Here is a 12,206-nt window from a genome sequence, read left to right on the forward strand (position 1 = left end):
TTTCCGTGTATAAAGCATGGCCGCCGCGGCTCTTATCTGTACTGTGCTTAAGATGAAAAATATTCGCCTTAAATCGCCGCATCGTATAACATTAGGGGCCCGCTCAGGGGCCCCTGTGCGGTTTAAATGTTTTGCCATTATTCCGCGAAGAGTGGCACGAAGCCGCCTCCCGTGATGTCGCAGTAGCCCTTGTCCGTCAGCTTGAGCTCTGGGATGACGGAGAGCGACATAAAACTCAGATGCATGAAAGCGTGCTTGTTAGTGCAGCCGAGGGAATCGCGCGCTCTTCCGAGCTCCGACATTTTTTCTCTGATTTCGTCGGCCGTAAGCAGGCTCATCAGCCCGCCGACCGGCAGTTCGAGCTTGGCGAGTATCTTTTCTCCCTCCGTGACGACGATGCCGCCCTTTATGCGCGAAAGCTCGCGCAGCGCGGCCGCCATCGACACGTCGTCCATGCCGGCGCAGCTGTAGTTGTGCGCGTCGTGCGCGACCGACGAAGCTATAGCGCCGCGCTTGAGGCCTAAGCCGTGCAGGAAGCCTACCGCGGTGCGCCCGGTGCTCTTATTTTTTTCGACGACGGCCATCTTGGCGAGGTCTCTTCCGGCGTCGGCACAGGCGAAGCCCTCTGCGATCGTCGGCTTCATCTTAGTCGTCTTTGTGACGACCTCTCCGGGGAGTATGCCGATCACGTTGATCACGGCCCCGGCGTTCTTTACCGGGACCGCGAATGCCTCGGCGTCCGGCGTGCGCACGCTGCGCGCGCAGTACGGCAGTTCGGAGAGCACGGCTCCTTTTATGGCGATCGTGCCTTTGCCGTTTTCGGCGACGAGCTCTCCTCTTTTCCATACCTTCTGCACCGTGCATTTTTTCAGATCGTCGAGCATTACGAGGTCGGCGATTTTCGCCGGGGCGATCGCCCCTCTGTCGTCGAGGCGGAAGTATTCGGCCGGCGTCAGCGTCACCGTGCGCAGCGCGGCGAGAGGTTGCACTCCGCATTCTACCAGTTCGCGCAAAGAGCCGTCCAAATGTCCGCGCTCCGCTATGAAGTCCGGCGTGGTGTCGTCGGTGACGGAGAGGCAGCGCACGGCGAATTCGGGATGTCCGGCAAGCAGAGGCGCGAGCGTCGCGAGGTTTCTCGCCGTGGCGCCCTGCCTTATCATTAAGTACATACCGCGGCGCAGTTTTTCGAGCGCCTCTTCCGCGCTGCAGCATTCGTGGTCCGAGGTTATTTTGCCAAGCAGGTAGGCGGAGAGCTCTTTGCCGCTGACGCGCGGCGCGTGTCCGGTGATGACGCGCCCTTCCGCCGCGTCGAGCTTCGCCCAGGTCCTATCGTCGCCGAAGATGACGCCGGTGAAGTTCATCATTTCGCCTAAGTGGGTGCAAAGGCCGTTTGAGAGCAGCTTCCCAACCTCCTCCGCCTCGATGCTCTCATAAGGCGTTTCGAATTCGGACGCGGGAACGCATGAAGGAGCGCCGTAATAAAAATCGACCGGCAGCCCCGAGCTTTCGCGGCGCATGAAACGTATGCCTTCCACGCCGCAGCTGTTCGCGATCTCATGCGGGTCCGGCATGACCGTCGTAGTGCCGAGCGGCGAAATCTCGGCGGCGAGAGTTCGCGGCGTCATAAAGGTGCTTTCGACGTGTATGTGCCCCTCGATGAAGCCGGGGACGAGGAGCGTGCCGCCGCAGTCTGTTGTTTCGCGCGCTTCGAGCTCTTCGTTTATTCCTACGATAACTCCGTCCTTGACGGCTATGCTGCCGCTTTCGATTTCCATCGTGTAGAGATTGGCGAAGCGGGCGTTCGTAAATAACGTGTCGCAGGGTTGCTCGCCGAGCGCGGCCTTCAGCAGCGGTTTGAAATTCATCTCATATGCCTCCCATTATCTATGCTCAAAATGGTAAAATAAATTAAATGAGCTGTTATATTTTATCAGCAAATCTGCGTATCGCGAAAGCGGGGAATGATGATGGCGGAGTGCGGCTGCGCACCGCATGCGGTGGACGATTATATTCTGCCTGTGACAGAGAATATAAAGCTCGCCGATAGGATTTTCTGGATGACTTTTGCAGCGCCTGAGCTTGCGCGAAGGGCGAAGGCGGGAAACGGCGTGATGGTTTACGCGTCGCAGGGCAGCGATCCGATGCTCGGACGCCCTTTCGCCGTGGCCGACGCCGAGAGCGGAAAAATTTCGATCTGCTATATGATTATCGGCAGGGGAACGGAATTGCTTTCGAAGGTGCAGCCGGGCGCCTCGCTTAGGGTCCGCGGGCTCATCGGCGCCGCGTACCCCGACAGCGCGAAAGAGTTGCTGCTTGCGGCCGGAGGCGTGGGGGTCGGCGCCGTCATGCTGAAGAAGAAGGAGCGCGCAAAGAGCGCCTCCCTTTACGTAGGTATGCCGGGGCGGGGCTGCGAAGCGTTAGCGGATAAGATACTGTCGATACACCCGGACGCGAAAATTTATACCGACGACGGCTCCTTCGGTGAAGGGAATTCGATGTTCAACGTGCTTCCGCGTCCGCTCGGCGAAGGGAGGCAGCTCTGGTGCTGCGGACCTCCAGGTTTCCTTGACGCGATGCGCCTCTACTATGAAAGGACGCCTCGGCAACTTTACTATATCATCGACAAAAGAATGGCCTGCGGCTTCGGGGGCTGCATGGGTTGCGTTGTAGAGACGGCGAACGGGCCGAAGCGCGTCTGCGTCGACGGCGCGATGTTCAGAGCGGACGAGGTTGATCTCCATGACGATTGACATAACCGCTAAGATAGGAAGCATAAAGCTCAGGACCCCAGTCATCGCGGCCTCGGGCGTATGGCCTTACTCTCCTGAGTTCTGGAGCGGCGAAAGACTTGAGGGACTCGGCGCGCTTTGCACGAAGGCGATAAGCCTTGCTCCGAGGCGCGGCAATCGCGGAATCCGTCTCTGGGAGACTCCGTCCGGCGTGTTGAACAGCATCGGTCTGCAGAACGTGGGAGCAAAAAAATTTGTCGAAGACTATTCAGCCCTTGTGAAAAACTGCCCGGTCCCGGTAATAGCGAATATCGTTATGGAATCCGAGGCCGACACTCAAGAGACGCTGCGCGTGCTTGAGGATGTCGAAGGGCTCGCCGCTGCTGAGCTGAACATCTCCTGTCCTAACGTCGACGGCGACGGAATGTCGTGGGGGCTGTCGTGCGATTCCACGGCGAAGGCTACAGCCGCGGCGAGAAAGGCGTGGCGCGCCCCTCTTTGGGTGAAGATGACGCCGCAGGCCGCCGACCCGGCCGCTGTGGCGCGCGCGGCGGAGGCGGAGGGCGCGGACGCGATCGTCTGTGCGAACACGTGGCTCGGCATGGCGATAGATATGTGCTCTGGCAGGCCGGCGTTCGGCAGAGCCGTGGCCGGCCTCTCGGGCCCCGCAGTATTCCCGCTCGCGCTGCGCGTCGTCTGGCAGGTCGCCGGAGCGGTCGGGATCCCGGTCGTCGGCTGCGGCGGCGTGACTACGGCGTCGGACTGCGCCGGTATGATGCTCGCCGGAGCGTCCGCCGTCGAGGTCGGCAGCGCGTTCTTCGGCGATATCGGAGCTGGAAGGGCTATATGCGGCGGGCTGCCGGAATTCATTGGAAGATACGGTAAGGAAAGACTGACGGAAATAGTCGGGCTCGCGCGCATCGAGCGCTGACGCGCAAGCGGGCCGATTATGCGAGGGGCGGTACTATGGCCGATAAAACGAAGAAAATAATAGTAACGATAGACGGACCGGCCGGAGCCGGCAAGAGCACAGTAGCGCGCGCCGTCGCAGAACGCATCGGGCTGCCATATCTCGACACGGGCGCGCTTTACCGCGCCGTCGCCTGGAAGCTGAATAAAGAGGGAATAGCGCCCGACGAAGGCGAGCGCATAACGAAAGCCCTCGCTTCCTTCAACCTGGAGCTGCGCCCCGGCGGGCTATGTGCCGACGGGGCGGACGTTACCGCCGCGATACGCACGCCGGAGATAGACAGGATAGTCTCGGCCTACGCCGCGCGCGCCGAGGTACGCGACGCTTTGACGGGACTTCAGCGCGCACAGGCGGCGAACGGCCTTGTCGCCGACGGGCGCGATATGGGGACGGTCGTTTTCCCTGAGGCCGAACTTAAAATATTTCTTACTGCCTCGGCCGAGGAGCGGGCGCGCAGACGTTATCGCGAGCGCAGGGCGCGCGGAGAAGATGTCGACTATGACGAGATATTGAAACAGGTCGTCGAGCGCGACAGCTACGACATGACGCGCGAAATAGCGCCGCTGCGTCCGGCGCCGGGCTGCATAATCCTTGACAGCTCCGATATGGACGCTGAGGCCGTGACGGACGCGATAGCGTCGCTCGCCGTCGAGTTCATGGGGAGGAAAGAGCGTTGAGCAGACAGAAGCGGGCGCCGCTGATCGACTTATCTATGAAGCCGAAGAAGGCTGTGATAGCGGCGCTCTCCTGCGGAGACGCCGACGACGTCTCTCTCTCGCTCGACGAACTTGTGATGCTGCTTAAAAACGTGGAGGTGCCTGTCGCGGCGCGCGTCGTGCAGAAGCGCAAAGCGCCGGACCCAGCGTATTTTCTCGGCGCGGGCAAGGCGCTTGAGATAAAGGAATACGCGCCGCCGAACGAGATAACCCATCTCGTCGTCGACGATTTTCTGACGCCGACGCAGAGGAGCAATCTACAGAGGTTGACGGGGTTAGTAGTCTGGGACCGTGCGTTTGTCATAATGAAAATTTTTGAGCGGCGCGCCGTTACCGCCGAGGCGAAGCTTCAGGTCGAGCTCGCGCAGTACCGCTACGAGATTCCCAGCCTCAAGGGGCTCGGCCGCCAGATGTCGCGTACCGGCGGCGGCATCGGCACCCGCGGTCCTGGCGAAACGGAGTTCGAACGCCACCGCAGGAAGCTGGACCGTCGCATAAGAGGCATAGAACAGAACCTTGAAGAGGTGCGCAGGCGGCGCGGCGAGAGGCGCGAGCGCAGAAAGCGCGGCGGCGTTCCTGTAGCGGCTCTTGTAGGCTACACGAACAGCGGCAAATCGACGCTTTTAAAGGCTCTCTCCAAGGATTCTGAGATACTGGCGAAGGATCAGCTCTTTTCGACGCTCGACACCGTCGCAAGAAGAGTTTCCTACCGCGACGGCAGCGGCTCTTTTTTGCTCTCGGACACAGTCGGCTTTATACGCAAGCTGCCGCCGGAGCTCGTAGCGGCCTTCCGCGCTACGCTCGAGGAGGCTTCGAACGCCGACCTGCTGCTCGTCGTGCTCGACGCGTCGAGAAAAAATCCGTGCGAGACGCTCGACATAGTGCTCGATACGCTGCGGGGGCTCGGCGCCGGCGCATTGCCGCGAATCGTCGTGCTCAACAAGATAGACAAATGCGGAGAATCGGCGCTCTTCACGGCGGCCGAGATAAGGTCGCGCGGAGAGCGCGTCGTCAGCACCTGCGCGATCGACGGCAGCGGCTTCGAAGAGCTGCTCGGCGAAATAAAAAAAATATTTGCCGATGAAGTTGCCGCAAAGGTACAAAAGGATATATTATAAGAAAGAGAGGGCGCGCTCCGGCGGCTTTTGCCGCGGCGTCCGCGCTCCGCTTGCCTTGCGGAGGATGGTTTGAATGTATGTAAGCATGACGGGGTTTTCCCGTTCACAGATACAATCTTCCTATGGAACGCTCAGCCTTGAGCTTTCAAGCGTGAATCACCGCTATCAGGAGATAGCCGTGCGGCTGCCGCGCGAATTCGCGGGCTGGGAGCCGTGGTTCCATCAGAAGATGAGAAAGCTCTTCAGGCGCGGCAAGATACAGCTACGCATGGAGGTGCTCTGGGCGCAGCAGTTCAAGAGTGGGCGCATCAATAAGGATGTGCTGCTTGCCTACTGCGGGGAGCTGATGGATATCCGCCGGGGGCTTGCGCTCCCTCTTTCGATAGACGTCGAGGAAGTGACGCAGTACCCGGGAGTGCTCGACCTGCCGCGTTTCGACGAAGAAAAAGAAGCTCGGACGCTCGAAGAACTTTTCGGCGAACTGCTTGCGGACGCCGCCGCATCGTGGCAGAAGATGCGTGAAGCGGAAGGCTCGCATCTGCGCTGCGAAGTGCTTGCTCATCTGGATGAGTTCGAAAGAATCGCTGCGGAGATAGAGAGTCGCTGGCTTCCGACGCGCGACGCGGCGTTCAGCGCGATGAAGGCGCGCGTTTCGGAAGCGCTCGAAAAAATGGGAGTCGGACTCGAGGAAGCCCGCTATATGCAGGAGATAGTCCTACTGACCGACAAATGGGATATCTCTGAGGAGCTCGCGCGTCTCAGGAGCCATATCTCGAAGTTCAAGGCGACTGGCGACGACGAGGCGGAGAGTGCGGGGCGGAAACTGGATTTCATCGTCCAAGAGATGAATCGCGAAGTAAACACCCTTGACTCGAAGATAGCGGACGCCGAGATCCGCTGGCTCGCGGTGGATGCGAAGGCGTGCCTCGAACGCATCCGCGAGCAGATACAGAACCTCGAATAATGGCTTACAAGCTTGTCCACGTCGGCTTTGGGAACGTGGTCGTGGCGGAGCGTGTCGTAGCCGTCATCGCCCCTGATTCTGCGCCCGTGCGCCGCCTCAAAGACGAGGCGCGCGAGGCCGGCCTGCTCGTGGACGTGACGCAGGGGCGCAAGACGCGCGCTATTCTGATAATGGACAGCAGGCACGTGATACTTTCGGCGATACAGCCGGAGACTATTGCTGCACGCTTTGAAGGGGCGGAGGAGCAACAGGCGCAATGAGAGGGAAGCTCTATATAGTTTCAGGCCCGGCAGGAGTCGGTAAAGGAACAATACTGAAGAACGCGATGCCAAAACTGCCCAATATGAAATTTTCGGTATCCTGCACGACGAGACGACCGCGTGCGGGGCTCGACGCCGAAGGAAAGACTTATCATTTTATCAGCGATGAGGAATTCCGCCGCCGCATTGAGGCCGGGGATTTCCTTGAATACGCGAACGTCCATGGACATCTCTACGGCACGCGTAAAGACATAGTTGAAAAGGCCCTCGGCGAAGGCTGCGACGTAGTGCTGGAAATAGACGTCCAGGGTGCGAAAATAGTAAAGGAAAAGATGCCGGAAGCTATAACGGTGTTCGTCGCGCCTCCTTCGATAGAAGAGCTCGTCAGGCGCCTGAAGGGGCGAGGCAGCGAGAGCGCCGAGGAACAGGAGCTGCGCATCAGCAACGCCGAGGAGGAACTCAGACATGCTGACGAATATGACTGCGTAGTCGTGAACGACGTGCTTGACGATGCGGTCAAAGACTTTATAAATATAGTGAAGGAACACGGGGAGGAATCGGAATGATCTATATGGACCTTGAGAAAATTTACCGCGAGCGCGGTATACCGAACAAATATATACTCACGCTCGTCATTTCAGCGCGCGCGCGTCAGCTCAGCGAACGCAAAGACGCCGAAAGCGACGAAAAATATATCTCAAAGGCCGTCGAGGATGTGCAGAAGGGGAGGATATCCTACAGGATAGTCGACCCCAACCCGCCGGAAAATGAAGCCGCCGCGCAGTAAAATACTTTTCGGCGTGACCGGCGGCATTGCGGCGTACAAGGCGCCGGAGCTGCTGCACGGCTGGGTCAAGATGGGCTGCGAGGTCGAAACGCTGCTGACGCAGGCGGCGGAGGAATTCGTGAGCCCGATGGTGCTCGCGACTCTCTCGAAGCGGCGCGTCTGGCGCGAGCGCGACTTTCTCTCCGCCGAATACGGCTGGCAGATACCGCACATATCGCTGACCGACTGGGCTGATATCTTCGTCGTCGCGCCGGCTACCGCCAACGCGCTGCGCGTCGCGGCGGAAGGCGACGGCTCTACTCTGCTCGGCTCCGCGCTGCTCGCGAACAAGAAGCCGCTTTTGATGTTCCCGGCGATGAACGTCAACATGCTCTCGAGCGAAGCGGTGCGGCGCCATATACTCACGCTGACGGAGCGCGGTGCCGTCGTAGTCGACCCGGAGAGCGGCGTCCTCGCGTGCGGCTGCGATGGGAAAGGACGCCTGCCGTCGGCGGAGGTGATAAACGACTACGTTAAGATGGCGCTCTGCGACAAAAAAGAGCTGCGCGGGCTGAAGGTCGCCGTCACGGCGGGCCCGACTCACGAATATATCGACCCGGTGCGTTTCATAAGCAACCCAAGCAGCGGCAAGATGGGGTATGCGATAGCGCGCGCGGCGTTTCAGCGCGGCGCCGACGTAACACTGATCTCCGGCCCTTCCGCTCTTCGCCCTCCGGCGGGAATCAGGATCGTAAACGTAGTAAGCGCGGAGGAGATGTTCGACGCCTGCATGGAGGCTCAGAAGAGCGCCGATATGATCGTCAAGGCCGCGGCTGTGGGAGACTACAGGCCTGCGCGTCGCGCTGAGCAGAAGATAAAGCGCGGCGCCTCCGGCGGCCTGACTCTCGAACTCGTGCAAAACCGCGACATAGCGGCCGCGCTTGGCAAAATAAAGAGGAGCGGGCAGATTTTGATAGGCTTTGCCGCCGAGACGCAGCATGTAGCCGAGAATGCTCGGAGGAAAATGGCTGAGAAAAACCTCGACTTGATAGTTTCGAACGACGTCAGCGCGGCGGGCGCCGGCTTTGCGTCGGATACCAACGCTATCACGATCTTCAGGCGCGGCGGCGAAGCGGAGAGCTTCTCCGGGACGAAGGAGGAGGCGGCGCACCGCATACTCGACGCCGCGGCGGAGCTTATAGTGGACAGATAATGCCCCTCGTCAGCGCCGCCGTTCCGGCTCCGTGGTGGACGCCGCTCACGTACCGCAGCGAATCGGTGCTCGGAGAAGGGCTCCGCGTCCGCGTGCCGCTCGGACGCGACAGCCGCGTCGCACTGACCGTCGCTGAGAGCGAAGAGGGCGCCGAAACAGAAAAAATAAAAAGCATAGAACGCGTTATCGACGAAAAGCCGCCGCTGCCCGCAGAGCTGTGGCGGCTTATAAAATGGTTCGGCGACACTTGGTTCATAGGAACGGGACTTGCGGCAAAAACCCTATTGCCGGCAAAGTTTTTTACGGATGAAAAACTGCCTGAAATAAGACAAACGCCGAACTCTTATCAAAAATTCTCTGTGGAAAGCCTATATGGCGCCGAGCTGTCTAAGCGTTACGAATATTACAGGACGGCGGCGGAGGGCGGCGACAGGGCGCTGATTCTCTTCCCTGAGGCGAAGCTTGCGAAAGCCTTCTGGAAGACCCTGCCGAAGGGCCTGCAGGACTGCGGCGCTCTCTGGCCGCTTTCGCCTCAGGCCCGCTGGAAAATGTGGCGGCTCGCGCGCTCCGGGGAGCTGCGTTTCATCGTGGGCTCTCCGGCCGCCGCTTTCGCGCCTCTCGCAGGGCTCTCGGCGATAGTCATGGACGAGGAGAACAGCGGGAGCTGGCGCACGCAGAGCCATCCTCTCTTCCATACGCGCTCCTTGCTCGGCGTGCGCGCAGATTTTGCCGGCTCGCGCTTAGTGCTCGGCGGCATCATGCCCTCTTCGAAATGCTATCTGCGGGCGAAGCCGATATGCTTGGAGGATAAAAACGATGAGCGCCTCGTATTCGTCTCCTCAAATGATTCGCAGTCGGCGGAGTTTGAGGCGCTGCGCGACACGCTGCCGCTTAGCGTGCCTCTGATACGCGAGAGCGTCAGGGCGAGGGAGGAAGGCGGCTGGGTCTTTTGGCTGCTCGACCGCAAGGGCTACGCCTCCGAAATTCTCTGCGAGGAGTGCGGGAACACCTTGCGCTGCGCGCGCTGCGGTTCCTCGATGCGCTGGGAAGATAGTAAAAAATGCCTCAGCTGCAACGTATGCGGCGGCAGTATAGCGGTACCGCAGAGCTGCCCGAACTGCGGCGGCCGTCTTTTGATAGGCTCGCGCCCCGGGCTCGAGGCCCTTTACGAAAGGGCGCGATCGGCGCTGAAATATAAATTTAAAAACGTATTATTAATACAAAATAAAGAAGAAAAACTGCCCGACGGTAAGCAGCTGAAAAGAGAATTCCCGGACGGAGCCCTTATCGTCGGGACAAGAAGGCTGCTCTCGCTCTGCGACGAGCTCTCGCCCGCCGCAGTTGGCTGGATAGACGCGGACGCCGAAGCGCGTGGCGCAGAATACGATTCAAAGGCGCGCGCTTTCGCGATGCTCTGGGAGTCGATGTGGCGCGGCGCCGAGGGATGCGAAAGGAAAGTCATAGTACAGAGCCGCAGGCCGTCGACGGGATGGCAGGAGGGCCTTCGTCGCGGCTGGGGGTTATTCTGGCGGCGCGAGCTGAAGGAGCGGAGCGAATGGGAATTGCCGCCCTTCATGCCCCTGATAAAAATCAGCGCGGAGCGCGGGGACGCGCGGAAAATCTCCCAAAAGCTCGACGAAGCCGGCGCTGAATACTGGGCTTCGGAGGAGGACGCAGGAGAAATATGGGTGCGCACGAAGCGCTTTGCCGCACTGCGCGAAATATTAAAGCCATTTTTTTCTATCGCGTCTACCAAAAAAACATTTCCTACTGTATCATTGTACCTTGATTAAGCTGTGAGAACAGGACGGGAGGAAACAAAATCATGATGAAGGCGATAGTAACGGTCCTCGGAAAGGACCAGGTGGGAATCATCGCTAAGGTCTGCACGTACCTCGCCGATAAAAATGCGAACGTGCTGGAAATATCGCAGACGATAATAAAGGGCTATTTCGACATGCTGATGATAATCGACATCTCGGCGTGCAGTTGCACGCCAGGCGAGCTTGCCGGCGGGCTCAAGGAACTGGGGGAGAGCATCGGGCTCGCGATAAACTTCCAGCGCGAAGAGATATTTGAAAGCATGCACAGGATATAGAAATGATAACTATTTCCGAAGCCCGTCAGACCAATGAGATGATACGGGAGGAAAATCTCGACGTCCGCACCATCACGATGGGGATAAATATACTCGACTGCGCGGACGAGAGCGTCGAGAAATTCTGTGCGAAGATATACGACAGGATAACGAAAAAGGCGGAGCGCCTAGTAAAGACCGGCGACGAGATAGCTATGGAATTCGGCGTGCCCGTCGTGAACAAAAGGATATCGGTAACGCCAGTTTCTATAGCGGCGTCGGCCTGCGCCTGCGAAAACTATGTCGAGGTCGCGAAGACCCTCGACAAAGCGGCGAAAGAGGTCGGAGTCGATTTTATCGGCGGCTTTTCGGCGCTCGTTCAGAAGGGGGAGAGCGCCGCGGACAAGAAGCTGATCGATTCGATAGCGGAAGCCCTTTCTTCGACCGATATAGTCTGCTCCTCCGTGAACCTCGGCGCGTCGCGCTCCGGCATCGACATGGACGCCGTCAGGCGCATGGGCGAGGTCGTGAAGGAGACGGCGTACTTGACGCGCGAGAGCGATTCTCTCGGCTGCGCTAAGCTCGTCGTCTTCTGCAACGCGGTCGAGGACAACCCCTTCATGGCCGGAGCGTTCCACGGCACCGGCGAGCGCGACTGCGCGATAAACGTCGGAGTCAGCGGCCCGGGCGTCGTCAAACGCGCGCTCGAAGAGGTGCGCGGCGCTGATTTTGAAACGCTCTGCGAGACTGTCAAAAAGACCGCCTTTAAGATAACACGCGTCGGGCAGCTCGTAGCGCGCGAAGCGTCGCAGCGCCTCGGAGTCCCCTTCGGCATAATAGACCTCTCCCTTGCTCCGACTCCGACCGTCGGCGACAGCGTCGCCGAAATACTCCAGGAGATGGGGTTGGAATACGCCGGTGCACCCGGCACGACGGCGGCGCTTGCGATACTGAACGACAACGTCAAAAAGGGCGGCGTGATGGCCTCCTCCTACGTCGGCGGCCTGAGCGGAGCGTTCATACCGGTCAGCGAGGATCACGGCATGATTCAGTCGGTGGAGGCGGGGGCGCTCACTCTCGACAAGCTCGAAGCCATGACCTGCGTATGCTCGGTCGGGCTTGACATGATAGCAATCCCCGGGGACACGCCGGCCGAAACGATCTCCGGCATCATCGCCGACGAAATGGCGATAGGCATGATAAACAACAAGACGACGGCGGTACGCATCATTCCTGTGTTCGGAAAGAAGGCGGGAGAGAGCGTGACCTTCGGCGGGCTTCTCGGCTACGCGCCGGTCATGCCGGTCAGCAAATTCTCCTGCGCCGCGTTCATAAACCGCGGCGGAAGGATTCCGGCGCCTATACACAGCTTCAAAAATTAACGAAAGAGGAC

13 protein-coding genes are annotated in these 12,206 nt (G+C 59.6%); 12 read left to right on the top strand and 1 reads right to left on the bottom strand.

Annotated elements, in window-relative coordinates; all coding sequences use genetic code 11:
- Nucleotides 1–137 precede the first annotated feature (137 nt).
- On the bottom strand, nt 138–1,865 hold the full coding sequence (gene ade / locus EH55_RS10910; RefSeq protein WP_037977783.1) for an adenine deaminase: 1,728 nt from the start codon (nt 1,863–1,865) through the stop codon (nt 138–140).
- Between the two features lie 99 nt (nt 1,866–1,964).
- On the opposite strand from ade, the gene EH55_RS10915 reads away from it, so the two are divergent.
- From EH55_RS10915 to EH55_RS10970, 12 genes are all read left to right on the top strand, one after another.
- Nucleotides 1,965–2,750: an iron-sulfur cluster-binding protein gene (locus tag EH55_RS10915; protein ID WP_160170747.1), complete on the top strand. Its 786-nt coding sequence runs from the start codon at nt 1,965–1,967 to the stop codon at nt 2,748–2,750.
- Nucleotides 2,740–3,660 carry a dihydroorotate dehydrogenase gene (locus EH55_RS10920; protein ID WP_037977788.1) on the top strand — a complete coding sequence of 307 codons (921 nt, stop codon included), beginning with the start codon at nt 2,740–2,742 and terminating at the stop codon, nt 3,658–3,660. Before EH55_RS10915 ends, EH55_RS10920 begins: the two co-directional genes overlap by 11 nt.
- Nucleotides 3,661–3,695: 35 nt before the next feature.
- Nucleotides 3,696–4,376 (top strand): (d)CMP kinase, encoded by a 681-nt coding sequence (cmk, locus tag EH55_RS10925; protein WP_037977791.1) that lies wholly within the window; start codon nt 3,696–3,698, stop codon nt 4,374–4,376.
- Nucleotides 4,373–5,533 (top strand): GTPase HflX, encoded by a 1,161-nt coding sequence (gene hflX, locus EH55_RS10930; RefSeq protein ID WP_081839559.1) that lies wholly within the window; start codon nt 4,373–4,375, stop codon nt 5,531–5,533. Before cmk ends, hflX begins: the two co-directional genes overlap by 4 nt.
- Before the next feature lie 73 nt (nt 5,534–5,606).
- Entirely contained in the window at nt 5,607–6,497 is an 891-nt protein-coding gene (locus tag EH55_RS10935; RefSeq protein WP_037977793.1) for a YicC/YloC family endoribonuclease, read from the top strand.
- Nucleotides 6,497–6,757: an extracellular matrix/biofilm biosynthesis regulator RemA family protein gene (locus tag EH55_RS10940; RefSeq protein ID WP_037977796.1), complete on the top strand. Its 261-nt coding sequence runs from the start codon at nt 6,497–6,499 to the stop codon at nt 6,755–6,757. The genes EH55_RS10935 and EH55_RS10940 overlap by 1 nt, the downstream gene beginning before the upstream one ends.
- Entirely contained in the window at nt 6,754–7,323 is a 570-nt protein-coding gene (gene gmk / locus EH55_RS10945; RefSeq protein ID WP_037977797.1) for a guanylate kinase, read from the top strand. Before EH55_RS10940 ends, gmk begins: the two co-directional genes overlap by 4 nt.
- A complete protein-coding gene (locus EH55_RS10950) occupies nt 7,320–7,544 on the top strand; it encodes a DNA-directed RNA polymerase subunit omega (protein ID WP_037977799.1) in 225 nt (74 codons plus the stop codon). The genes gmk and EH55_RS10950 overlap by 4 nt, the downstream gene beginning before the upstream one ends.
- Nucleotides 7,525–8,736, top strand: coding sequence for a bifunctional phosphopantothenoylcysteine decarboxylase/phosphopantothenate--cysteine ligase CoaBC (gene coaBC / locus EH55_RS10955; RefSeq protein ID WP_037977802.1), 1,212 nt, complete (start codon nt 7,525–7,527; stop codon nt 8,734–8,736). Before EH55_RS10950 ends, coaBC begins: the two co-directional genes overlap by 20 nt.
- Nucleotides 8,736–10,529 carry a primosomal protein N' family DNA-binding protein gene (locus EH55_RS10960; RefSeq protein ID WP_037977803.1) on the top strand — a complete coding sequence of 598 codons (1,794 nt, stop codon included), beginning with the start codon at nt 8,736–8,738 and terminating at the stop codon, nt 10,527–10,529. The genes coaBC and EH55_RS10960 overlap by 1 nt, the downstream gene beginning before the upstream one ends.
- A gap of 32 nt (nt 10,530–10,561) precedes the next feature.
- Nucleotides 10,562–10,834 carry an ACT domain-containing protein gene (locus EH55_RS10965; protein ID WP_037977805.1) on the top strand — a complete coding sequence of 91 codons (273 nt, stop codon included), beginning with the start codon at nt 10,562–10,564 and terminating at the stop codon, nt 10,832–10,834.
- 2 nt (nt 10,835–10,836) lie between these two features.
- On the top strand, nt 10,837–12,195 hold the full coding sequence (locus tag EH55_RS10970) for a PFL family protein (RefSeq protein ID WP_037977808.1): 1,359 nt from the start codon (nt 10,837–10,839) through the stop codon (nt 12,193–12,195).
- Nucleotides 12,196–12,206 lie beyond the last annotated feature (11 nt).

Source organism: Synergistes jonesii (genome assembly GCF_000712295.1).
Classification (GTDB): domain Bacteria; phylum Synergistota; class Synergistia; order Synergistales; family Synergistaceae; genus Synergistes; species Synergistes jonesii.

Excerpts from the sequence above, each read along its gene's own strand:
- EH55_RS10920 (WP_037977788.1), top strand. The coding sequence starts at position 2,740 with ATGACGATTGACATAACCGCTAAGATAGGAAGCATAAAGCTCAGGACC.
- EH55_RS10935 (WP_037977793.1), top strand. The coding sequence starts at position 5,607 with ATGTATGTAAGCATGACGGGGTTTTCCCGTTCACAGATACAATCTTCC.
- EH55_RS10970 (WP_037977808.1), top strand. The coding sequence starts at position 10,837 with ATGATAACTATTTCCGAAGCCCGTCAGACCAATGAGATGATACGGGAG.
- EH55_RS10960 (WP_037977803.1), top strand. The coding sequence starts at position 8,736 with ATGCCCCTCGTCAGCGCCGCCGTTCCGGCTCCGTGGTGGACGCCGCTC.
- EH55_RS10965 (WP_037977805.1), top strand. The coding sequence starts at position 10,562 with ATGATGAAGGCGATAGTAACGGTCCTCGGAAAGGACCAGGTGGGAATC.
- coaBC (WP_037977802.1), top strand. The coding sequence starts at position 7,525 with ATGAAGCCGCCGCGCAGTAAAATACTTTTCGGCGTGACCGGCGGCATT.
- EH55_RS10915 (WP_160170747.1), top strand. The coding sequence starts at position 1,965 with ATGATGGCGGAGTGCGGCTGCGCACCGCATGCGGTGGACGATTATATT.
- ade (WP_037977783.1), bottom strand. The coding sequence starts at position 1,865 with ATGAATTTCAAACCGCTGCTGAAGGCCGCGCTCGGCGAGCAACCCTGC.
- EH55_RS10950 (WP_037977799.1), top strand. The coding sequence starts at position 7,320 with ATGATCTATATGGACCTTGAGAAAATTTACCGCGAGCGCGGTATACCG.
- gmk (WP_037977797.1), top strand. The coding sequence starts at position 6,754 with ATGAGAGGGAAGCTCTATATAGTTTCAGGCCCGGCAGGAGTCGGTAAA.
- cmk (WP_037977791.1), top strand. The coding sequence starts at position 3,696 with ATGGCCGATAAAACGAAGAAAATAATAGTAACGATAGACGGACCGGCC.
- EH55_RS10940 (WP_037977796.1), top strand. The coding sequence starts at position 6,497 with ATGGCTTACAAGCTTGTCCACGTCGGCTTTGGGAACGTGGTCGTGGCG.